Source organism: Arthrobacter sp. Hb9-2 (assembly GCF_059091165.1).
On sequence record NZ_JBNHGJ010000035.1, the window covers coordinates 1 to 20,981 of the forward strand.

General features: G+C 65.0%; 21 protein-coding genes. 16 read left to right on the top strand and 5 right to left on the bottom strand.

The features are described 5' to 3' along the window. Positions 1-49 precede the first annotated feature (49 nt). Positions 50-1,066, bottom strand: a complete 1,017-nt coding sequence (paaA, locus tag AC5RV1_RS17205; RefSeq protein WP_493995391.1) for a 1,2-phenylacetyl-CoA epoxidase subunit PaaA — start codon at positions 1,064-1,066, stop codon at positions 50-52. Between the two features lie 719 nt (positions 1,067-1,785). On the opposite strand from paaA, the gene AC5RV1_RS17210 reads away from it, so the two are divergent. Next, positions 1,786-2,679 (top strand): muramidase family protein, encoded by an 894-nt coding sequence (locus AC5RV1_RS17210; protein ID WP_493995392.1) that lies wholly within the window; start codon positions 1,786-1,788, stop codon positions 2,677-2,679. Between the two features lie 36 nt (positions 2,680-2,715). Here the strand turns inward: AC5RV1_RS17210 and AC5RV1_RS17215 are convergent, their stop codons facing one another. Next, a complete protein-coding gene (locus AC5RV1_RS17215) occupies positions 2,716-3,207 on the bottom strand; it encodes a hypothetical protein (RefSeq protein WP_493995393.1) in 492 nt (163 codons plus the stop codon). A 335-nt stretch (positions 3,208-3,542) separates the two neighbouring features. Between AC5RV1_RS17215 and AC5RV1_RS17220 the strand changes: the two genes are divergently transcribed. After that, positions 3,543-4,016 (top strand): MBL fold metallo-hydrolase, encoded by a 474-nt coding sequence (locus AC5RV1_RS17220; RefSeq protein ID WP_493995394.1) that lies wholly within the window; start codon positions 3,543-3,545, stop codon positions 4,014-4,016. Positions 4,017-4,025: 9 nt separating this feature from the next. Here the strand turns inward: AC5RV1_RS17220 and AC5RV1_RS17225 are convergent, their stop codons facing one another. Beyond that, the gene (locus AC5RV1_RS17225) at positions 4,026-5,738 is read right to left on the bottom strand and encodes a PHP domain-containing protein (protein ID WP_493995395.1); all 1,713 of its coding nucleotides are present in this window, start codon (positions 5,736-5,738) and stop codon (positions 4,026-4,028) included. Positions 5,739-5,966: 228 nt separating this feature from the next. Here AC5RV1_RS17225 and AC5RV1_RS17230 point away from each other — a divergent pair, with 228 nt between their 5' ends. The 11 genes from AC5RV1_RS17230 (at position 5,967) to AC5RV1_RS17280 (ending at position 16,575) form a co-directional block, all read left to right on the top strand. Continuing rightward, complete coding sequence (locus AC5RV1_RS17230) at positions 5,967-6,347, top strand: DUF7793 family protein (RefSeq protein ID WP_493995396.1); 381 nt, start codon at positions 5,967-5,969, stop codon at positions 6,345-6,347. A 108-nt stretch (positions 6,348-6,455) separates the two neighbouring features. Then, positions 6,456-6,656, top strand: a complete 201-nt coding sequence (locus AC5RV1_RS17235) for a DUF2795 domain-containing protein (protein ID WP_493947015.1) — start codon at positions 6,456-6,458, stop codon at positions 6,654-6,656. A 38-nt stretch (positions 6,657-6,694) separates the two neighbouring features. After that, the gene (locus AC5RV1_RS17240) at positions 6,695-6,847 is read left to right on the top strand and encodes an LPXTG cell wall anchor domain-containing protein (RefSeq protein ID WP_493947016.1); all 153 of its coding nucleotides are present in this window, start codon (positions 6,695-6,697) and stop codon (positions 6,845-6,847) included. Then, a complete protein-coding gene (locus AC5RV1_RS17245; protein WP_493995397.1) occupies positions 6,844-8,178 on the top strand; it encodes a serine/threonine-protein kinase in 1,335 nt (444 codons plus the stop codon). Before AC5RV1_RS17240 ends, AC5RV1_RS17245 begins: the two co-directional genes overlap by 4 nt. Next, positions 8,175-8,654: a phage regulatory CII family protein gene (locus AC5RV1_RS17250; RefSeq protein ID WP_493995398.1), complete on the top strand. Its 480-nt coding sequence runs from the start codon at positions 8,175-8,177 to the stop codon at positions 8,652-8,654. The genes AC5RV1_RS17245 and AC5RV1_RS17250 overlap by 4 nt, the downstream gene beginning before the upstream one ends. Before the next feature lie 294 nt (positions 8,655-8,948). Continuing rightward, entirely contained in the window at positions 8,949-9,683 is a 735-nt protein-coding gene (locus AC5RV1_RS17255; RefSeq protein WP_493947019.1) for a hypothetical protein, read from the top strand. Positions 9,684-9,759: 76 nt separating this feature from the next. After that, entirely contained in the window at positions 9,760-12,315 is a 2,556-nt protein-coding gene (locus tag AC5RV1_RS17260) for a DUF4118 domain-containing protein (RefSeq protein WP_493995399.1), read from the top strand. Beyond that, positions 12,293-12,964, top strand: a complete 672-nt coding sequence (locus tag AC5RV1_RS17265; protein ID WP_461187602.1) for a response regulator — start codon at positions 12,293-12,295, stop codon at positions 12,962-12,964. The genes AC5RV1_RS17260 and AC5RV1_RS17265 overlap by 23 nt, the downstream gene beginning before the upstream one ends. Positions 12,965-13,160: 196 nt before the next feature. Beyond that, a complete protein-coding gene (locus tag AC5RV1_RS17270; RefSeq protein WP_493995400.1) occupies positions 13,161-15,143 on the top strand; it encodes an APC family permease in 1,983 nt (660 codons plus the stop codon). Beyond that, positions 15,140-15,925 carry a potassium transporter TrkG gene (locus tag AC5RV1_RS17275; protein ID WP_493995401.1) on the top strand — a complete coding sequence of 262 codons (786 nt, stop codon included), beginning with the start codon at positions 15,140-15,142 and terminating at the stop codon, positions 15,923-15,925. Before AC5RV1_RS17270 ends, AC5RV1_RS17275 begins: the two co-directional genes overlap by 4 nt. Positions 15,926-16,032: 107 nt before the next feature. Further along, positions 16,033-16,575 carry a potassium transporter TrkG gene (locus AC5RV1_RS17280; protein WP_493995429.1) on the top strand — a complete coding sequence of 181 codons (543 nt, stop codon included), beginning with the start codon at positions 16,033-16,035 and terminating at the stop codon, positions 16,573-16,575. A gap of 133 nt (positions 16,576-16,708) precedes the next feature. Here the strand turns inward: AC5RV1_RS17280 and AC5RV1_RS17285 are convergent, their stop codons facing one another. Beyond that, on the bottom strand, positions 16,709-17,506 hold the full coding sequence (locus tag AC5RV1_RS17285) for a DUF2382 domain-containing protein (RefSeq protein WP_493995402.1): 798 nt from the start codon (positions 17,504-17,506) through the stop codon (positions 16,709-16,711). A gap of 213 nt (positions 17,507-17,719) precedes the next feature. Beyond that, positions 17,720-18,532: a hypothetical protein gene (locus AC5RV1_RS17290; protein ID WP_493995403.1), complete on the bottom strand. Its 813-nt coding sequence runs from the start codon at positions 18,530-18,532 to the stop codon at positions 17,720-17,722. Between the two features lie 257 nt (positions 18,533-18,789). Between AC5RV1_RS17290 and AC5RV1_RS17295 the strand changes: the two genes are divergently transcribed. Genes AC5RV1_RS17295 through AC5RV1_RS17305 form a run of 3 tightly spaced genes read left to right on the top strand, consistent with a single transcriptional unit; the run spans position 18,790 to position 20,866 of the window. Continuing rightward, positions 18,790-19,398 carry a flavodoxin family protein gene (locus AC5RV1_RS17295; protein ID WP_493995404.1) on the top strand — a complete coding sequence of 203 codons (609 nt, stop codon included), beginning with the start codon at positions 18,790-18,792 and terminating at the stop codon, positions 19,396-19,398. Positions 19,399-19,430: 32 nt separating this feature from the next. Then, positions 19,431-19,796, top strand: coding sequence for an ArsR/SmtB family transcription factor (locus AC5RV1_RS17300; RefSeq protein ID WP_493995405.1), 366 nt, complete (start codon positions 19,431-19,433; stop codon positions 19,794-19,796). Beyond that, on the top strand, positions 19,793-20,866 hold the full coding sequence (locus tag AC5RV1_RS17305; protein WP_493995406.1) for a cation diffusion facilitator family transporter: 1,074 nt from the start codon (positions 19,793-19,795) through the stop codon (positions 20,864-20,866). The genes AC5RV1_RS17300 and AC5RV1_RS17305 overlap by 4 nt, the downstream gene beginning before the upstream one ends. The last annotated feature ends 115 nt before the right edge of the window (positions 20,867-20,981 follow it).

The following is a 20,981-nucleotide window of genomic DNA, read 5'->3' on the forward strand; positions in this document are numbered from 1 at the left end:
ATTACTTCACTGGCCGAACTTGCGGGGACTTCCGGGTTGCCGTGGGGGCTCATGCTGCGTATTCCTTCGTCTTCATTGACTCTTTTGCCCGCTGTTTGTCCGCGTAAGCGGAAGCTGCCTCGCGGACCCAGGCGCCGTCGTCGTGCGCTTCCCTGCGGCGTTCCAAACGCTGGGAGTTGCAGGGGCCGCGGCCGGCCAGGACTTCCTGGAACTCGTGCCAATCGAGCGGGCCGTGTTCCCACTTCCTGGTGTCCTCGTTGTAGCGGATCTGGTCATCCGGGAGGGTGAGGCCCAGGACCCTGACCTGCTCCACCATCATGCCCACGAAGCGGCTGCGCAGCTCGTCGTTGCTGAAGCGCTTGATGTTCCAGGCCATGGACTGCTTGGAGTTGGGCGAATCGTCGTCCGGCGGGCCGAACATCATCAGGGACGGGGCGTACCAGCGGTTCACGGCGTCCTGGGCCATCTGCTTCTGCTCAGGGGTGCCGTTGGAGAGTTCGAGGAGGATCTCGAAGCCCTGGCGCTGGTGGAAGGACTCCTCCTTGCAAATGCGGACCATGGCGCGGCCGTAGGGGCCGTAGGAGGCGCGGCAGAGCGGGACCTGGTTGCAGATGGCGGCGCCGTCCACCAGCCAGCCGATGGCACCCATGTCCGCCCAAGTGAGCGCCGGGTAGTTGAAGATGCTCGAGTACCTTGCCTTGCCGGCGATGAGGTCTTCCATCATCTTGTCCCTTGTTTGGCCAAGGGTTTCGGCTGCGGAGTAAAGGTACAGCCCGTGGCCGGCCTCGTCCTGGACCTTGGCCATGAGAATGGCCTTGCGCTTCAGGCTGGGGGCGCGGGAAATCCAGTTGGCCTCCGGCTGCATGCCGATGATCTCGGAGTGCGCGTGCTGGGAGATCTGGCGCAGCAGCGTCTTGCGGTACGGCGCCGGCATCCAGTCTTTTGGCTCGATGCGGGAATCCTCGGCCATGACCCGGTCAAAGTTGGCCTTGCCTGCCGCTTCTTCCGCCGAGAACTCCTCCGGGGATAGCTCAGCTGGCACTGACTGCAAGTTCTGCGCTGCCATGGTTGCTCCTATGCAAAGACCTTCGGGACGTGCCGAATTATTTACCGACCGTTCGTTCAGGATATGCGGAAGCGTTCCTGACCGTCAAGCGTGGTACCCCTCCCCTGCGACGCGCCACCACCTCCCGCACCCTTTCCCCCAACGCGTCATCACCTCCCGCACGTTTTTCCGGAACGCCCCATCACCTCCCGCAGCCTTTCCCCCAACGCGCCACCACCTCCCGCAGCCTTTCCCCCAACGCGCCACCACCTCCCGCACCCTTTCCCCCAACGCGCCACCACCTCCCGCACCCTTTTCCCAAACGCGCCACCACCTCCCGCACCCTTTTCCCAAACGCGCCACCACCTCCCGCACGTTTTTCCGGAACGCCCCATCACCTCCCGCAGCCTTTCCCCAACGCGCCATCACCTCCCGCAGGAGGCGAGCGCCGCCGTCGTACGTTCCTGCCCATGCACCCCTCCCCTGGACCTTGGCGGCTCGGAAATCCACTTTCGATGCGTCAGGTCTTATGCTCAGGATTGGTCTGAAGGACTTTGCTCCCGGTTGCACCGGGCTTTTTTGGGGGATGTATGGAAAACGAAGGTACTGCAGTTGCTCGGAAGCACGGAGGGCTGGCCCGGTGGGCAGCTGCCTCCATTGCACTGCTAGCGATGGGGCTGGCCGGATGCACGCAAACTGAGCCTCCAGTCCCAGCACCCTCGGCCACCGCCGCACCGGAAGTGACAACGGCCAGCAATGGAAAGCCTTCCCTGCGCGGGGAAGCGGTGGCCGACTCGTTCGGCAACGTGGATTACTACACCACGGTCTCCGGCGACACCCTCGCCAGCGTGGCTGCCGCCTACAACCTCTCAGAGGCAAAGGTCGCCGAATTCAACGGACTCCAGCGAAATTCACCCATGAGTCCGGGCACAAAACTCCGGTTGATTCCCGCTGAACCGATAATTGGGGCAAAGGGCGTTGCCACAGTTGACGCGAACGGCATCCCAACCAGTTACAAGATAGAAACCGGTGACACCCTGAGTGGCATTACGTACCGGTTCAACCTAACCCCGGAGCAATTAGCCGAAGCCAACAAGGTCCCCTTCACCTACGAAAAAGGCGGCACCTACTTCATCCAGGCCGAACACGTTATCCAGCTCCAGAAAAACCCCGTGGACAGCCGATCAGGCAAGGGAACAACAGTCACCAACTCGTTCGGCCAGGCCATCTACTACACCACGGTGGACGGTGACTCTTTCGACAGCCTCGGATACAAATTCCGCTCCACTACCGAACAGATCCTGCTTTACAACCCGTCACTCGAGGCCAACGAGCCAATCCCTGCAGGACGCAAAGTGCGGTTGATACCCGGCGAACTCAAGATCGAGGGTGCGCAGGGCACGTTCACTGCCGATGCTGAAGGGATTCCACTCACGTACACCACAGCCCCCGGCGACACAGAGCGCCAAATCTCGTTCCGATTCAGCATCACCGACCTGCGAGCAGCCAACCGCCCGACCACCGGCACAGGCGGAACCTGGTACGAGTTTGTTGACCTGCCAACTGTCGAATTAGTACCCGGACAGACCATAAGCCTCGCGTTGGACAAGCCCATCAACAAGCCGGGCCTTTAGACCGCAGCGATCCAGCTACTGCGGTTACCGCCGGCCTTAAGGATTGGCCCCGTGGGGCCTCTCCCGGTTTGAGTTGCCGGTGGCGCCGTAGATGGGCTCCCCGTTCTGGTTCACCGGGAAGCTTTCTATGACCTCACCTGATGCTGTCTCAATGATGACCACAGAGTCCGCGGGCCAGGCGGGGTCGGGAACAACGGTGTAGTCAACATCAGCGACGCTGGTGACTTTGCCCGCGTCGTTCAACGAGCGGGTGAAAGCATCGACAACTTCCCCGGTCCTGGTGTTTACCGCCACGGTCTCCTCAGGGAGCCCTGAGGCGTCACCGGACAAGGGGGTTGCGTTCCACCAACCCTCGTACCCGCCCACGGTTGTGGGGCGTTCAACCTCGGCCGCCGCTGGCGGCGTGACGTTGGGCGGGGCGGTTGCCCCGCTAGCGCAGCCAGCCAGCGCTATGGCAGCAGCAATTCCAATGAGTCCCAGCCTTACCCGCATAACTTCCCCCAAAAAGCTGATTTCGACAAACTGCACCAGGCAAAAGGCCCTGCTCAGGTGCTTCTCGTCCTAAGCCTAGGGGACGGCGTCTCCGAGGCCGACGGCCAGCCCGGACCGCGACCGGCAGGAACCGGTGATTAGCACCCACCCGGAAGGGGACACCACGCGAGCACAGAATGCTGCCAAGAGCGATCAAATCCCCGGCGATTGCAACCTCAACCGCCAGGTCTTACCGTGCACGCGAACTACGGCGACGCGCCCCGTTACGGAACAGCCCGGTGCGCGGCCTCTATCCAGGATGTGCTGCAAACGCGGACTGGAAGGACCGCATAGCCGAGGGGCTCCCTCCGGAGTACGCCGAGGAGATCCCGATGGACCTGCTTGGTCTTATTACCGGTCTGCCCCCCGAAGCTGCGCAGATTCCATGGGATGGCCCCGGAATCCGGATCATCGAGCATCAGGCCCATGCCCCAGGCAATGCAGCGCTGTTGATCGAAGATCGCGGCGTCCTCGTCGCCGGCGACATGCTTTCTGACATCCTGATGCCGTTCCTCGACATGGAGGCGGAGAATACAGTCGACGACTACCTCGCCGCGTTGCTGCTGTTCGAGAGCGTGGCCGATGCCGTTACGGCCGTCATCCCCGGCCACGGCTCAGTGGGCCGAGCCGGGCAACTACGAGAACGCATCGCCCAGGATCGAGCGTATGTGCAGTGCCTGCACGACGGCGGCGTTCCCAACGACCCGCGGGTGGGTCCATCGGCCCCGTTGGATTGGCTGCCGGACGTGCATCAATGGCAGCGCCAGCGGCTCGCCCAAAAGGGCGAGGGCGAGACCACCTGTTAGCCGCGGTGCTCAGGCCACGTCGATGAAAACCGGGTTGGCGTAAAACCACGTGTCTGCCCACGGATCGGCATCGCCGAGGTTGTTGCCGTGGCGGAGGGGACCTGCCGGATCCACGTCAGTTCCGTAGTAGCCCGCACCATGCCGGTTGCCGTCGCTGCCGCGAAGGCGGAAGTAGCAGGATTCCTGCACGTCCTTGAGCAAGTGGCTAATGGTGAACGTGCCGGTACGGCCGGACACGTCAATCTGCTTCCAGACGGTGGTTTCCGGAGCTCGCAGGGTTTCGCGGTCTGCCACTGGGCCGGTAACAGGACCGCCAATGACATCCACGTGGGCCAGTTGGGGGAGGACGCCCGCGAAGTTGCGGTAGTCCGTCGTCGTAATGGTGATGGAGATTTCGACGTCGGCGCCGCGCCTTATGCTGAGCCGCGAACCCAACGTGACACCGTTGCGTCCGTTGCCGTTGCCGTGCGCCTCACGCACCCGCACCTCCAGGCCCTGCAGCAGGTGTCCGTGGTCCACCCACATCCGTCCCTGCCGCATGGCGTCCAGCACGCCCTTGTAGGAACGCTCGGTGACGCCCGTGTGCAGGCGGCTGAACTGCCCGGGCCAGTAATCGCTGCCGCCCTGCTTTTCGCCCGTTTCGTACGGATCCGGCCGCTTGCCGGTGACGGACCAGCGGTCGAATTCATTGGGCAGGCTCAGGTAGGGCTCCTCGGCCGGGTAGGGGCCGGTCTTCCAGGTGTCCTTGACCGCGAGGTGGTTGTCCGAGTTCGCGGTGATCCAGAACGGAAGTCCCTCGGCCAGCATGGAGTCCCACACACCGCCGACGGTGGCCGTGGCCCAGTCGAAGCCGCCGTAGGGACGGAAGGCGTCCGCGGGGTATCCCGGGAAGCTGTACTGGGTGGGGTTGTTGGTGTACTCGCCGCGCTGGTCCCCCGCCCTGGCGAACTGGCTGACCCCGGAGCCCTGCGCTCCTGGCGCACCTTCCATGCCGATCATCACCTCACGTGCGGCATCACGCCAAGCGCGCAGCTCGTGCGGCGAGTCGATGCCCAGGCGCATGGGGTGGTTGGCCAGGGCCACGACGTCGTCAATGTAGCCGGAGCGGCGCTGTTCCGCCAGCCAGGCGATGGCTTCCACTGCTTTCCGTTCGAACGTTTCCACCTGCGCGGTTCCCGGGGCTGGCTTCTCCCATTGGTTCAGCTTGCCGTCCCAGACAAGTTCGAAAGTCCTCAACAGGTTCACCTCGTTGGGTCCCGGAGCCACCAGCACGGAGGCGTGCTCGGCACCCGGAATGTACCACTCGAGACCCTGAAAGATCAGCAGGTCCGAACGCGCAGCACGCTGCGCCCGGATCTCTTTGTTCGAGTTTGCTGCGCCGCCGTTGTTGGCGTGGCCGAAGTTGCTGTGCTCCGTCAGCGCCAGCCAGTCCACACCATATGATTCCGCTGCGTCGAGCAGCTGCTTGATCAGGTACTTGGCATCGTGGCTGTACTGGGTGTGAACGTGGTGGTCCCCCACGAGCCATTCCAGCTGTGGATCGTTACCGCTAGGATTGGCCGCGGCGGGCCCTGCAATGGCCGCTGAGGCTGCCGTGCCTGCAGCCAGAATGCCTGCAGATTGCAGGATCCGCCGGCGCCTCAATCCCATGGTCTCCAGCTCGGCGTCGGCCAGGTTCTTGCTGCGGCTGGCTGTGGTTGATTCCCTATCTTCGGTGCACATTGCGTTCCCTCTTGTTGATTCCGGTTCCCGGGAACAGTAGGAGGGCGGGGTGGCAGGAAGGTTAACGGTGCGGGAACGATGTCTGTGGATGTGTCCGCCGGGCCATGGTTAGCGCTTTTCCACAATTACCAGCACAGTAGAGCCATGGATTCGTTCACCGCACCGCACCAAAATGGGTTGCTGCGGCTGCATTGGCCGTCAGGCGAAAACGGGTCTTTAGGAGAGGCCGTGGAAGATCAAGGGCACGTGGAGATCATCGGCACCATCGAGCTTTCCGGGCAGATCCTGTGCCTGAAGTGGGCCCCCGGTGCCGTGGTCAGGGAAAGCGATGCGAAAGCACTCATGCAACGTGCCACCACCCTCAGTGCAGGGCGGACGCTTCCGCTGCTGGTTGAAATGACCGGCATGACATGGATTGACCGGCGTGCACAGGAAGCCTTCGCCTCCTCCTGGCCACTCACCCGGGCAGCAATCCTCGGAACCTCGGCCGTAGACGAAGCCATAGCGGGCTTCTACATGGCACGGCACCATCCGGCCCACCCCACCCGGTTTTTTACTTCCAAGGATGAAGCGCTTGCTTGGCTGACGGAAGATTCCGCGCGGCCGTAATCACCCTTTTCCTATCAAAACGTGCAGCCTACGATGAAGTCCTCGCGGCCCTTTCCCATAAGAACGAGCCGAGGGCATAAAAAACCGATCAGAAAGGAAACTGGCACCATGGCCGAAACTCCGAACCCGATCCAGATTCAAAAGTTCCTCGGTGGCGTGGACTATCCCGCAAGCCGTGAAGCCTTGCTGTCCAGCGCAAAGGACTCCGGTGCTGACAACAACGTGATCCAGGCCCTGGAAGCCATCCCCGACAAGGAATACGACAGCCCCACGGCCGTCAGTTCAGCGGTTTCGGACAGTAACTCCTAGACCGGACCGGCTCGTTCCTTTCCGGCTAGTATTCGGGAATGGGACTAATAATCACACTGCTTGTCATTTGGCTTGTTCTGTCGATCCTGGGCTTCATCATCGAAGGCCTGCTGTGGCTTGCGCTTATCGGCCTGGTGCTGTTCGTTGCCACTGCGGCGTGGGGCTGGGTGAAACGAAAAGCCCGGACATGACCGAAGAGACGGACACCGGTTTGGCCGGAACCATCCTGCGCGAGCGCTACAGGGTGGGCGAAGTGCTGGGCCATGGCGGCATGGGAAGCGTCTACCGGGGAACAGACTTGGTCCTGGATCGGGACGTGGCGCTGAAGATCTTCCGCGATGACGTCAGCGGCGCTGATGAACTGGCCAGGCAGCAATCAGAGGCCCGGATGCTGGCGCAACTGAACCACCACGGCCTGGTGACGCTGTTCGACACGGGGACGTTGCTGCGCGGCCGGCGGGAGGTGCCTTTCCTGGTGATGGAGCTTGTTTCCGGAACCGATCTACACCGGCATCTTGCAAGCGGACCGCTGGCAGGTGCCGAAGCGGCGCGGCTGGGAGCTGAACTGGCTGAGGCCCTGCAGTACATCCACCACCGTGGCGTGGTGCACCGCGATGTGAAGCCGGCCAACATCCTCCTCACCCGCTACGCGGCAGGAGCACCGCTGCGGCCCAAGCTCGCTGATTTCGGCATCGCGCGAATGCTCGACGGCGCCCGGGTCACCGCAACCAATATGGTTCCGGGCACAGCGGCCTACTTGAGTCCGGAACAGGCCAGCGGCGACACGGTGGGACCCCCGGCGGACATCTACTCCCTGGGCCTGGTGCTGCTGGAGGCTCTCACCGGGACGGTGGCATTTCCCGGACCGCCGCTGGAAGCCGCCGTGGCCCGGCTCTCCCGTGGCCCCCACCTTCCTGCGTCGCTGGGCCCGCAGTGGTTATCGGTGCTTGCCGGCATGACAGCCCGGAACCCGCAGGACCGGCCCGACGCGGCGAGTGTTGCAGCCACGCTGGGCACCGCCGCCGTCGCCTGGTCCCTGCCGGCCGGCGAAGCGCATGAGGCGGAAACCGCCCTGGCAGCACCCCACCCGGCCACCAAAGTCCTGGCTGCGGGGGCTGCCGGGATGCCCCGGTCCAGCAGCCCGGCCGCCAGGCAGGGCGCCCGGCTCCCGGCCCTGCCAGAGAACCAGGCAACCAACGTGACGTCATGGCAGCCGGCCCCGCACATGCCATCGCGCTCACCGGCTTCCGCACAGGCGGCGGCCGCCCAGCCGGCGCCGGCGCCGCCGTCTTCCGCCCAGCCGGCGCCGGCACGGCAGCGCCCCTGGGAAAAACCGGGACGCCTGGGAAACCGCCGGCTGTGGGTCCTGGCTGCGGTGGCCGCCGTCGTCGTGATCCTCCTGGCCGTGCTGCTGACCACCGTCCAGCAGCCGGCACCCACACCGGTGCAAACACCCGGCCCGGCCATCCCCGGGCAGCTGGGCGAGCACTTCAAGGAACTGGAAGAAAGCGTCACGCCATGAACCGCACTCCCCTGCGACAACTGCTGACCGGTGTTGCGACCGCCGCCCTGGGCATGTCGCTCCTGACGTCCTGCTCCGGTCAACCGGATCTCGACGACGCCGTGGCGGCGCAACTGCAAACGCGGGTGGCCGCGGCGAAAGAACGGGCCGCGCAGCAGGACTTTCCCGCAGCGATGGCCGAGCTTGGGAAACTGAGCCAAGAGGTGGCAACAGCTGCCGGGCAGGGCCGGATGACGCAGCAGCGCAGAAGCAGGATCGAGGCTGCCATCGGCACTATCAGGAGCGATTTGGAAGCAACCCTGGCAACGCCGCCCACAACCCCCGCAACTGCCCCACAGCTGACCGAGGACCAGCAGGAGCAGGCGGAAGAGGCACAAAAGGAAGCCGAGGAACAACGCGAAGAGGCACAAAAGGAAGCCGAAAAACAGCGGGAAGAGGCACAGAAAGAGGCCGAAAAGCAGCGGGACAACCGCTGACTGGACTGGCTCCTCCACAGTTCCCGTCCCAGCCCTGGCCCCGGTCAGCAGCTTGGGATTTCCTTGGGGGCCTCCCGCCCGCAGCGTCCTAGGTTTTCCGCAAGGCGGCGGCTTCAAGCTGTGGTTATCTGGCCGGGGAGTTGGCCCCCATAACTCATTCCGGTCAGTGCGCCGGGCCAGGCATCCTAGCCCCCATGTGATGCCCAGCCCGGCGGCAGGTCTCCCGCTCCACGACGTGAACAGCCCATTCGTGCCGTCCGTCGCTGGGGCGCGTCACGGATTGGACTGCGGAACGTGCCCATCATCAGCAATGTCGCCTGGGACGGACGGCTCAAGGCTTTCAAGGGCACGGACACTGCCCACTACATCGAGACGGTCAAGGCTGCGGCCAGCCGCTGCGGGGCGTGCCTGCTGCCTCTTGGCCCCGGCGCTGTCCTGTCCCTGTCGGTGATCATCACGGAAGGCCGCAGCCTGGCCGGTGCACCGTCCCTCACCTTCGATCCTGTTATCTGCCATCTGCAGTGCCAGGAACCCGGGCTGACTGTGCGTGAAGAGTTTGGTGTGGTGGAAAAGGTGACCTCCATTGGTGCACGGCTGGTCCTGAGTGGGGCCGGGCCCGGAGCAGACATTCCCGTGCTGGCCTACACTCTGGTTCCGAATGTTGTTATCGGCCAACCGGGCGGGGAGAAGACGTCGGCGCTGGTCTCGGTCCTGCTCAACCACGGATTCCAGATGTCTTTCAGCGCCAGCTACACCGACATCCTTCAGCGGGCTGCCCCTGCCGGGAACACCTGCACCTGCACCGTGGCCGATGGTGGAACAGTCCAACTGCATGTTGACGGACTCCTGATGTGTTCCCAGCAACTGGACAGCAGGAACCCCCTTGACGCCGTATGGCTGCAGGCAGCCGGCGCAGGGCGGGTCCTGGTCATCAGCGGCGACAACTTGAGATTCACGGAGACTGACCTTGAGCTGACAGCAGCTGCCCGCCTCGGCACACTCGTCACCGGAATTGTCCCGGCGTCCTGAGCCAGTTATGGGCCCTGCCGGCCGATGAACTCCGGGCCTGGAGCCGGGGTGGCCTGGCGGAGGGAACAATGGAGCCATGGCACGAGGTAATCTGCGCATCCTTCTGGGGGCTGCGCCCGGGGCGGGCAAGACGTTTGCGATGCTGGAAGAAGGCAGGCGCTTGGCCGGCGAGGGCTTTGATGTGGTTGTTGGTGCCGTCTCCCCGCGAGGACGTGCCGATACTGCCGGGCTGCTGAAGGGCCTTGAACTGTGTCCGCAGCGTCCGGACAGTGCGCTGGCCGATGTGGATAACCAGGCGCTGATTGCCCGCCGGCCCGACGTCGTGCTGGTTGACGACTACGCTGCAATGGCCGACGGCGTAAGCCGCTGGGAGCAGATCGATCACCTGCTCGAAGCAGGGATTGATGCCATTTCCACACTCGACATCCGGAACCTGCAGTCCTTGTCCGATGCCGTCCGGGAGATCACGGGCGTCCAGGAGTCGACTACTGTCCCCGACGCCGTGGTGCGGCTCGCCAACCAGATCGAGCTGGTGGATGCCTCACCTGAGTTGCTGCGCCAGCGGCTTGCGGACGGAAAGATCTACAGCACCTGGGAGGAGGCCGATGCCGCCCTGGCCGGCATCTTCCGCGTCGGCACGCTTGCCGCCCTGCGGGAGCTTGCGTTGTTGTGGCTGGCTGAACGGGTCGACGCCGGGCTGGCGGACTACCGTGACTCGGCGCGTGTGAGGGAGGGCTGGCCCACCCGGGAGAAAATCGTCGTGGGGGTGGGCGGCAGGGCGCAGGACCAGGTACTGGTCCGCCGTGCTGCGAGGATGCTCGCTGCCGCCGCGGGCGGAGAACTGCATGTGGTCCATGTCCGCACCAGCAAGGATGGCCGCGGCCCGGAATCGGGCAAGGACCTGGAACAGCTGCGCAAGCTGACGGCTGAGCTGGGAGGATTTGTCCATTCCGTCGGCGGGCAGGACGCGGGAGTGGCGCTGGTGGATTTCGCGAGGAGCATCAACGCCTCCCAGATTGTCCTTGGGTCGCCCTCACGCCGGCCGCTTCTCGGCACCCGCCGCGGGGTGGCAGCCGCCGTCACGCAGGACGCAGGGAATATCGATGTCCACCTCATCAACCACCTCCCCAACTCCGCCGACCGACAGCGACGGCGGCCTCTCAGGCTGGGGCGGCGCCGGGAGATACCGGCGTTCGCCCTCGCGGTGGGGCTTCCCCCGCTCCTGCAGTTTGGCCTGGACCTGCTGCCCCACAACCAGCTGTCCACCGACATGCTGGTCCACCTGACCGGGATCGTTGGTGTGGCGCTGCTCGGGGGGTTGTGGCCCGCAGTGGCAGCCGCCGTCGTCGCGGGTCTTATCGTGAACTACTACAGCGTCCGGCCGGTGGGTTCGCTGACCGTGATCGATCCGGAAAACGTCCTGGCGCTGCTGATCTTCGTCCTGGTGGCAGTGGCTGTGTCGCTGGTGGTGGACCGGTCCGCCAAGCTCAGCAAGGAGGCGCACATCGCCGGCGCGGAAGCGGCTGTCCTCGGGGAATTGAGCCGCCGGGCCGTGGCGGAAGGGAACAGCATCCCTGCGTTCCTGGACCAGGTGCGGGAGCATTTCCAGGCGGCGGGGGCAGGACTGTGGACCAGGCAGGAGTCCGGGCCCGGCAGGACAGTCGGCTGGGAGCTGCAGGAGTTCTCCGGCGAAACCCGCCCGGCGGACGTGGCCGGGGCAGACACGGTGGAGCAGTTGGACGGGGACCGGATGCTCACGCTGAACGGAAAGGAACTCTCCCAAGACGAACGGCGGTTGCTGGCCGCCTTCGGGGCGCACCTGCTGGCCATGGTCCAGCGCGAGGAGCTCTCCGCGAGCCAGCGTGAAAACCTGCGCCTGGCTGAAGGCAACACCATGCGGACCTCCATCCTGCGGGCCGTGTCCCATGACCTGCGCACGCCCCTGGCCGGGATCAAACTGGCTTCCAGCAGCCTGCGGGACAGGTCCATCACCTTCGGGCCGGAGGAGCAGGAAGAACTGCTGGCCACCATAGAGCATGGCGCCGACAGGTTGGACCGCCTGGTCAGCAACCTCCTGGACATGTCCCGAATCACGGCGGACTCGGTGGCGCCCCTGATCCGCCCCGTCTACTGGGCCGACGTGGTGGGTGAGGCCCTGCGGGGAACGGACTCGGAGCGGCTCCGCGTGCTGCTGCCGGACAACATGCCTCCGGTGGACGGCGATCCGGGGATGCTGGAACGGGTCATCGCGAACCTCGTGGAGAACGCGCTGAAGTACGCCCCCGAGTCCGACGTCGTGATTGCCGGCGCGGTGGGCGGCGCGGGCAGTGCAAGAATTGGGGATGTTCCTGCCAGTGAGCTCAGCATCGTGGATCACGGCTCGGGCATCGCTCCGGACAAGGTCCTTGCCATGTTCCGGCCTTTCCAGCGTGCCGATGACACCACGCCCGGGACGGGGATCGGCCTGGGCCTGGCCGTGGCGAAAGGGTTTACCGAAGCCATGGGCGGGGTGCTCCTGGCTGAACCCACTCCCGGCGGGGGCCTGACCATGGTGGTCCGGCTTCCGCTCTCTACGGGCGTAGCACCCGAACCCGGGATGAGAGGACTTCATGGCAGCAGTGCTGATCGTTGACGACGAGGTCCAGATCCTCCGCGCCCTGCAGATCAACCTGAACGCCAGGGGTTACTCCACAGTCACCGCATTCACCGGACAGAACGCACTGGAGCAGGCGGCGCAGCATCCCGTGGACGTCATCATCCTGGACCTGGGCCTTCCGGACCTGGACGGCGTCGAAGTGATCCGGCGGCTCCGGCGCTGGAACAAAGTCCCCATCGTGGTCCTGTCCGCACGGCACGGCTCCGATGACAAGATCCAGGCCCTCGACGCGGGCGCCGACGATTACGTGACCAAGCCCTTCGGGATGGACGAACTGATGGCCCGGCTGCGCGCAGCCCTGCGCCGCGGATCCACCGGGGACGTTCCCGTCATCGAGACCGCCGGCTTCACCGTCAACCTGGCCACCAAGCAGGTGACCCGCCGGGGCGTGGCAGTCCGGCTTACCCCCACGGAATGGAACATCCTGGAACTGCTGGCCAGGAACACCGGCGCCCTGGTCACCCACGAAGAAATCCTCACCCAGGTGTGGGGACCCGCCTACGCCCACGAGACCGCCTACCTGCGGGTGTACCTCGCGCAGCTGCGGCGGAAGCTCGAAACCGACCCGGCGAATCCACGGCATCTGCTGACCGAGACCGGCCTGGGTTACCGCTTCCAGGAGTAGCCCGCCAGGCCTGTTGCAGTGGCACGGGTGCCCCCTGCAGGAGGGCCCCAGGGCGGCGTTAAGAAAGCATTAAGATCCGCGGAAACGCCACGTTGACGGGCTTTCCCCGGTGCTACGCTCCGGTGGTTATCAGCACAGCGTCGCGCCTGAAAACGGGACGTTGTACCCGTGTCAGGCAGTACAGAAAGACACGACCTTGACGGCTTCCGCCCACTTCACCATCCCCGCCACCGTTCCCAATCCTGAACGGGAGGCCGTACCCGGCATCCCTCTGGTCAGGTGGCTGCTGGAGCACCGGGTGAACCAGCCCGTGGGCCCGGAGACCTCCGACGCCCACGCTACGCAGCAGAGCTGGTGGAAGGTCATGTGCCTGACCGGCGTGGACTACTTCTCCACACTGTCCTACCTGCCCGGCATCGCCGCCCTCGCCGCCGGCGCACTCTCACCGCTCGCGACGCTGCTCATCGTGGCCCTGACACTGCTCGGGATGCTGCCCATGTACCGGCGGGTGGCCAAGGAAAGTCCCCACGGCCAGGGGTCCGTGGCGATGCTCGAGCGGCTCCTGCCGTTCTGGCGGGGAAAAATCTTCGTGCTGATCCTGCTGGGCTTCGTTGCCACCTCCTGGATCATCACCATCACGCTCTCAGCGGCAGACGCCACGGTGCACCTGCTCGAAAACCCCTACCTGCCGCCCTTCCTGGAAGGGCAGGCCGTCGCCATCACCGTGGTGCTGCTCCTGATCCTGGGCGGGGTGTTCCTGCTGGGCTTCTCGGAGGCCGTCGCCGTCGCCATCCCGCTCGTGGCGGTCTTCCTGCTGATGAACGCCATCATTATCGGGGAAGGAATCATCCACGTCTTTGCCACCCCCGGCGCACTCGCCTCCTGGACCGACGCCCTCCTCTCCTCCGGCGGCGGCCTCAGCGGCGTCATCGGGCCTGCCCTGGTTGCCTTCCCCCTGCTGGTCCTGGGCCTGTCCGGCTTCGAAACCGGCGTCAGCATGATGCCCCTGGTCGCAGCCAAGGGCACCACACCTGAGGAAAAGCTGGCCAGCCGGATCAAAAACACGCGCAAGCTCCTGACGACGGCGGCGCTCATCATGAGCGTCTACCTGCTGGGCAGCAGCTTCGTCACCACCGTCCTGATCCCCGCCGAGGAATTTGCAGCCGGCGGCGAAGCCAGCGGCCGCGCACTGGCATACCTGGCCCACGAACGCCTCGGCAACGGCTTCGGCTCCGTCTACGACGTCAGCAGCATTTTGATCCTCTGGTTCGCCGGCGCCTCCGCGATGGCCGGCCTGATCAACATCGTTCCCCGGTACCTGCCCTCCTACGGCATGGCCCCGGACTGGTCCCGCGCCGTCCGCCCGGTGGTGCTGGTCTACACCGCCATCAGCATCCTGATCACCATCGGCTTCAACGCGGACGTCAACGCCCAGGCCGGCGCCTACGCCACCGGTATCCTGGCGATGATGGTGTCCGGGGCCATCGCAGTGACCATCTCCGCCATCCGCAAAAAGCAGCGCCGCGCGTCCATCGGCTTCACGGCCCTGACCGTGGTGATGCTCTACGCCCTGGCGGCGAACGTGATTGAGAAGCCGGACGGCATCACCATCTCCGGGTTCTTCATTCTGGGCATCGTGGCCGTCTCCCTCGTCTCCCGCATCAGCCGCACCACCGAACTCCGCGTGGACAGGATTGAGTTCGACGACGACGCGCGCCGCTTCATCAGCGACACCCTGGAGTACGACGGCCGGATCAACCTCATCGCCAACCGGCCCCAGGCGTGCGACGGCGCCGAATACGCGGACAAGGAAGCCGTGCAGCGGGAGAACAACCCCGTCCCCGGCACGGCCGACGTCATCTTCCTCGAAATCGCCATCACCGACCCCTCCGAGTTCAGCGACACCCTGGCAGTCCACGGCGTGGAAGTGGACGGCCACCGGGTCCTGCGCGCCCAGAGCCCGGCCGCGCCCAACGCCATCGCCGCAATCCTCCTGGCCCTGCGGGACGCCACCGGCGTCCGCCCGCATGCCTACTTCGAATGGTCCGAGGGCAACCCCCTGGCGCACCTGATGCGCTACCTGCTCCTGGGCCGCGGCGACACCGCCCCGGTGGTCCGGGAGATCATCCGCGAAAACGAGCCGGATCCGGACCGGCGCCCCGGCATCCACGTGGGATGAGCATCCATAAGGAGGTTCCGCCGTCGGAATCCCCCACGCGGGTGCCCGACGCGTCCAGCATCGCCGCTGTCCAGAAAATGCTTCGGGACGCCCGGGCGGAGGGCCACAAGAAGGGCGGCAAGGAAGGACGCAAGGAAAACATCATCCGCAGGGTGATGTCACACCCAGTCAGGGCAGTTCCCCTGGCCTTCCTGCTGGTCATTATCATCGGCGCCGCTTTGCTGATGCTTCCCGCTGCCCGGACCGACGGCGGGTCCGAGGGGTTCATGCCGGCGCTGTTCACATCAGTGTCAGCGGTCTGCGTCACCGGCCTCATTACCGTGGACACGGCAACGTTCTGGACCCCGCTGGGACAGGGCATCATCCTCGGACTCATCCAGGTGGGCGGGTTTGGCATCATGACCCTGGCAACCCTGCTGGCGCTGCTGGTCCGCAAGAGCATCGGGCTGCGCGGCCAGCTCGTGGCCCAGTCTGAAACCCACACCCTGAACCTCGGTGACGTCCGTGCTGTGCTGGTCCGGGTAGCCAGGATCATGCTTACGTTCGAAGCCTTAACAGCCCTGGCACTGACCGTCCGGTTCTGGATTGCCTACGACCAGAACTTGGCTACCGCCCTCTGGCACGGGATCTTCCACGCGATCTCCGCTTTTAATAACGCGGGCTTCTCCGTCTACAGCACCAACCTCATCGGTTTCGCTGAAGACCCCGGGATCATCGTGCCCATCTGCAGCTCACGCGGGGCGAGATCAAACCCAAAAACTGGACCATCCACCTGCGCCTGACCATCTACGGAACGGTTTTCCTCCTGGCCGCCGGTGTTGCGCTGTTCGCCGCATTCGAATGGAACAGGAACGAAACGCTCGGCCAGCTTTCCCTGACCGGCAAGATCCTGGGGTCCTTTGCCGGCGGTGTCTTCCCGCGCACGGCCGGGTTCAACAGCATCGACTATGGGGTTGCCGCCCCGGAAACACTTATGGTGACCAACATCCTGATGTTCATCGGCGGCGGCAGCGCCGGCACCGCCGGCGGCATCAAGATCACCACATTCCTGGTGCTGGGCTTCGCCATCTGGAACGAAGTCCGCGGCCGCGACCAGGTGACCATCGCGCACCGGTCCATCAGCTCCTCCTCCCAGCGCCAGGCCCTGTCCGTGGCCCTGCTGGGCATCGGCGCCGTGGTCACCGGCACCATGCTGCTGCTGATGTTCACCGACTACAGCCTGGAAAAGGTCCTCTTCGAATCCATCTCCGCCTTCGCCACGGTAGGCATGAGCACCGGCATCACGTACAACCTTCCGCCGGCTGCTGAGTGGGTCCTCATGGCACTCATGTTCACCGGACGCATCGGCACCGTGGCAGTGGCGTCGGCCCTGGCACTTTCGGCCCGGCCACGCCTTTACCGAATGCCCGAGGAGCGGCCCATTATCGGCTGACCATCCCCCGCCGGCGACCATCCGCGTCCCCGGGACTGTCCGGGCCTGCCCCGGCACGCAAACGCACGGCCCGCCCTCCGGAATGGAGGACGGGCCGTGCGCGGGGAATCGGTGAGGATTCCGGTGGTGAGCCTTAGTGGCGGTTGCGGCCGTCGTCGTCGAGCTCGATGTTTTCCTTGCGGACTTCCTCGGTGACGGTGTGCTCGCTGGTCACGGTTTCCTTGTCCAGGCGCACGCGCTCCACCGGGACGGTTTCCTTTTCGACGACGGGGCGCTCCTCGTGGAGGATGACCTCGTGCTCTTCCTCGCTGATCGCGGGGCCGTCCAGGGCGGCACCAATGTTGGCGTCCGTGATGGGTTCGCGCTCCAGGCGGACCTCTTCACGCTGCACCGGGACAGTGGTGGTGACGTTTTCGGTGACGACGTACTTGCGCAGGCGTGCCCGGCCCGCCTCTTCCTTGCGGGTGCCGACGTGCAGCTGCTCCTCGGAGCGGGTCATGGCGTCATCGGTGGTGGGACCGGAGGTGTCGTGGCCGACAGTTTCGCGGCCCACCGTGTCGTCTGCGGTGCCGGCAGCAAATCCGTTGCCGCCCGTGAAGCCGTTGCCGGTGTGCCCGTTGAGGCCGTAGTAGGTGTAAAGGCGGTCTTCCTCTTCCGGCTCGAGGTGGCCGTCCGGGGCGACGCGGGGTGCGTCCTTGACCTTGTCCTTGGTGTGGGCCACGACGATGTCGTTGCCGTCCTGCGAAGCGGCGTCCAGCGGGGCGAAGGATTCGTGGGATCCGAAGAGTCCGGTCTTCACCGTGACCCAGGTGGGCTCGGAGGTCTGGTCGTCAACGTAAATCTGCCCGATGGATCCGATCTTGCTTCCGTCGGAACCAACGACGTGTCCGCCGGCAGTGGTCAGTGCAGAAAGGTTCTCAGTGCTGATCATGTGTTTCTCCTTCTTGTTACTGTTTTGTGCTGCTTGAGGACAAATCTAGAAGCGGTTCCGCGGCGGACGGGTCTGTCCGGCACGGAGTTGCTTGGCCTTTCGGGCCTTCAGTACCCGGCTGATGATGCCGGGGAGCAAAGCGAAGAGCAGTTTCTTCATGACACGGGTCCTTTGTTTGGTGGGGGCTGGTGTCTTGCTGTTAGCTTTGACTGCTTACGGCTGGCGTTCCGTGCCGCGGACCTCGCTGTACGGATCATCCAGGTCCCGCAGCGGGACTCCGCCTGCTTCCGTGCCCGAATAGGCCGGCCGGGCAGGTTCGCCGTAGATGGTTTCGCCGTAGGTTGCCGGCGCCGCCACCCGATCCTGGTAGACCGACTCCTCGCCCCACGGCGGACCGGTTGGTGCGGGAGCAGTCATTGCGGCCGCCGGCGCCTGCGCCGGCATCGGCGGGATTGCTGCTTGCGGGGCCGGGGCCGGGGCCAGGCCACGCGCGAGCCGGCCCACAAGGATTCCGGCGCCGGCAGCCAGGAGCAGGAACGTCCCCGGCTTGCGCCGGGCGAAGGACTGGACGTCGTCCAACAGCGCCCCGGGTTCCTTGCCTTCAATCCAGGAAGCTACCGAGGACGTGCGCTCTGCAGCCTGACGGATCAGGTCACTGGCAATACCCTTCTGCTCCGGGGCATCTGCCATGGTGTGCAACTGGCTGGAGATGGTCCGGATGCCATCGGCGGCCTTCTGCTGCTGCGCGCCGGCCTGGCTGCCCAGTCCTGACTTCGCCTGGTGCAGGAGGTCCCTTGCGCTGGACTTGGCCTCGGATGCGACATTCCCGACTTCGGATTTGGCAGTCTGCGCCACATTGTGGGCCGCACCGGCCGCCTGCCCGGCGATCTTGGACGTCTCTCCCTTGGCTGCGTCCTTCTTGGTGACGTAAGTTTCCGGCTCTGCGGAAGGATCCGTCGGTGCTGCGTTCCCGTACTGGTCGAGATGGCTTCGGGCAGAAGCCTCAGGCCACTGGTTCTCCGTCATCGTCACTCGCTTCCACTGGTTGGCAGCTGGACTTTCAAACCCAGCCTGATCAATTAGTAAGTAAGGTTACTAACTAGATACTAAGCACACTTGCTATCTATCGCGCAAGACGTGTTCGAGGGAAAACGGACGGAACTGGGGTTCGGACCGCCGTCGCACTTTCCTGTCCAGAAGGGGACGGTCTGCGGCAGTCCGCCGTGCCGTCGGCCCCGAACCACTGACCGGTACCAAGGAAAACTCAACGACAAGGATGAACGATGGCTGACCTCACCGCACTTGCCCTTATTTGCTCCCTGACGCCTTCACCCGCGCCGTCCAGCAGCGAACTGATGGCCCACCACGTGCTGGAGGAACTTGCAGGGCACGGCGTGCAAGGCGCCTCGCTGCGGGTGGTGGATCACAACGTGATGCCCGGCGTTCAGGTGGACATGGGCGACGGCGACGCGTGGCCTGGGATCCGCGAGAGAATCCTCGCTTCGGACATCCTGGTCCTCGCCACCCCGATCTGGATGGGGCACCCGAGCAGCATTACGCAACGCGTCATCGAACGCCTCGATGCCGACCTCGCAGAAACTGACGAGGCCGGGCGGCCCATTATGTACGGAAAAGTAGCGATTGTCGCAGTGGTGGGCAACGAAGACGGCGCCCACAAGACTGTGGCGGACACGCAGCAGGCGCTGAACGACGTCGGCTTCACCATCCCCGCCCAGGGGGCCACGTACTGGGTGGGCGAGGCCATGCAAACGGTGGATTACAAAGACCTGGACAGCGTCCCCGAAAAGGTGGCTTCGACCACCGCCGGAGCAGCACGGAACGCCGCCCACCTTGCCCGCTCCCTCAACCAGGTGCCTTACCCCGCGAGGTAAGGCACCTGCGGCCCCTGTGGCAGAATGTGCGCATGAATGCAGGTAACAGCGTTTGTTCGCTGAGCGCCGACAGCCAGTACGTGGAGCTCGCCGTCGAGGTCTTCGCCATGCTTGCCGACGCCACCCGGGTGCGCATCATCCTGGCCCTGCGCGACGGCGAGATGGCTGTGGGTGCCTTGGCCGACGTCGTGGGAAAATCACCGGCGGCCGTCTCGCAGCACCTGGCCAAAATGCGGCTGGCCCGGATGGTCTCAACGCGGCAGGACGGCACCAGGGTTCTGTACCGCCTGGCAAACGAACATGCCCGGCAGTTGGTGGTGGACGCTGTTTTCCAGGCTGAGCACGCCCTTGGCGGAGAGCCTGCTCACCACCGCCGCGATCGGAAGGCGGCCTCATGAGCAACCCCGGGCACGCCCGCCAGCACACGGACCATGACCACGGCCACGGTCATGACCATCAGCATGACCATGAGCACGGCCACAGTCACGGGCACCATCACCATGGCGGGTTCAAGGGCTGGCTGGTGGAACTGTTTGTTCCCCATACCCACGATGCCGCCGACTCCATCGACGACGCGATGGAAGCCAGCGTCGAAGGCGTGCGTGCCCTGAAGATCAGTCTGTGCATTCTCCTGGCGACCACCGTCCTGCAGTTCCTGGTGGTGCTGGTCAGTGGTTCCGTGGCGCTGCTGGCCGATACCATCCACAATTTTTCGGATGCCCTGACGGCGGTCCCGCTGTGGGTGGCGTTCATTCTGGGCCGCCGCGCGGCCACCCGCCGCTATACGTATGGCTTTGGCCGGGCAGAGGACCTTGCCGGGCTGTTCATCGTCGCCGTCGTCGCCCTGTCCGCCGTCGTGGCGGCATGGCAGTCCGTTGACCGGCTCCTGCACCCCCAGCCGCTGAGCAATCTGTGGTGGGTTTTCGCCGCCGGCTTGATCGGTTTCGCAGGCAACGAGGCAGTGGCCATGTACCGCATCAGGGTGGGCCGCCGGATCGGCTCAGCCGCCCTGGTGGCCGACGGCGTGCACGCCCACACGGACGGTTTCACGTCCCTGGCCGTGGTGCTCGGCGCAGTGGGCGTCATGCTGGGCTTTCCCCTTGCGGACCCCATCGTCGGCCTGTTGATTTCCGCGGCCATCCTGGTCCTCTTGTGGGGGACGGTGCGAAGCGTCGGGCGGCGGCTGATGGACGGGATCGAACCCGACCTTGTGGATACGGCGCAAAAGGCCCTCGAGGGCACGCCGGGCGTCCTGGCCGTGCCGCGCCTGCAGCTGCGGTGGTCAGGTCACCGCTTGCAGGGCGCAGCCACTTTGCTGGTGGACGACGGCGTCACCCTGGCTGCCGCTGAACAGGTCACCCATGAGGCCGGGCACCGCCTAAGGCATGCGGTGCCGAAGATCGACGACATGGTACTCACTCCCCTCAGCAACGCCACTGACAACCAGCTGCACGCCCGCTCGTCCTGAGCGAGGGGCCGGCTCGGGCGGTTAAAACATTTATCACCACTGACCCATCCTTCGCAGATATGGCTCCGAATCACTGCTGCGCGACCAGTGCCGCAAAGCATTCGTAGAGCTACAA

Excerpts from the sequence above, each read along its gene's own strand:
- AC5RV1_RS17285 (WP_493995402.1), bottom strand. The coding sequence starts at position 17,506 with ATGATCAGCACTGAGAACCTTTCTGCACTGACCACTGCCGGCGGACAC.
- AC5RV1_RS17295 (WP_493995404.1), top strand. The coding sequence starts at position 18,790 with ATGGCTGACCTCACCGCACTTGCCCTTATTTGCTCCCTGACGCCTTCA.
- AC5RV1_RS17220 (WP_493995394.1), top strand. The coding sequence starts at position 3,543 with ATGGACCTGCTTGGTCTTATTACCGGTCTGCCCCCCGAAGCTGCGCAG.
- AC5RV1_RS17265 (WP_461187602.1), top strand. The coding sequence starts at position 12,293 with ATGGCAGCAGTGCTGATCGTTGACGACGAGGTCCAGATCCTCCGCGCC.
- AC5RV1_RS17290 (WP_493995403.1), bottom strand. The coding sequence starts at position 18,532 with ATGACGGAGAACCAGTGGCCTGAGGCTTCTGCCCGAAGCCATCTCGAC.
- AC5RV1_RS17240 (WP_493947016.1), top strand. The coding sequence starts at position 6,695 with ATGGGACTAATAATCACACTGCTTGTCATTTGGCTTGTTCTGTCGATC.
- AC5RV1_RS17305 (WP_493995406.1), top strand. The coding sequence starts at position 19,793 with ATGAGCAACCCCGGGCACGCCCGCCAGCACACGGACCATGACCACGGC.
- paaA (WP_493995391.1), bottom strand. The coding sequence starts at position 1,066 with ATGGCAGCGCAGAACTTGCAGTCAGTGCCAGCTGAGCTATCCCCGGAG.
- AC5RV1_RS17300 (WP_493995405.1), top strand. The coding sequence starts at position 19,431 with ATGAATGCAGGTAACAGCGTTTGTTCGCTGAGCGCCGACAGCCAGTAC.
- AC5RV1_RS17225 (WP_493995395.1), bottom strand. The coding sequence starts at position 5,738 with ATGTGCACCGAAGATAGGGAATCAACCACAGCCAGCCGCAGCAAGAAC.
- AC5RV1_RS17275 (WP_493995401.1), top strand. The coding sequence starts at position 15,140 with ATGAGCATCCATAAGGAGGTTCCGCCGTCGGAATCCCCCACGCGGGTG.
- AC5RV1_RS17235 (WP_493947015.1), top strand. The coding sequence starts at position 6,456 with ATGGCCGAAACTCCGAACCCGATCCAGATTCAAAAGTTCCTCGGTGGC.
- AC5RV1_RS17250 (WP_493995398.1), top strand. The coding sequence starts at position 8,175 with ATGAACCGCACTCCCCTGCGACAACTGCTGACCGGTGTTGCGACCGCC.
- AC5RV1_RS17245 (WP_493995397.1), top strand. The coding sequence starts at position 6,844 with ATGACCGAAGAGACGGACACCGGTTTGGCCGGAACCATCCTGCGCGAG.
- AC5RV1_RS17260 (WP_493995399.1), top strand. The coding sequence starts at position 9,760 with ATGGCACGAGGTAATCTGCGCATCCTTCTGGGGGCTGCGCCCGGGGCG.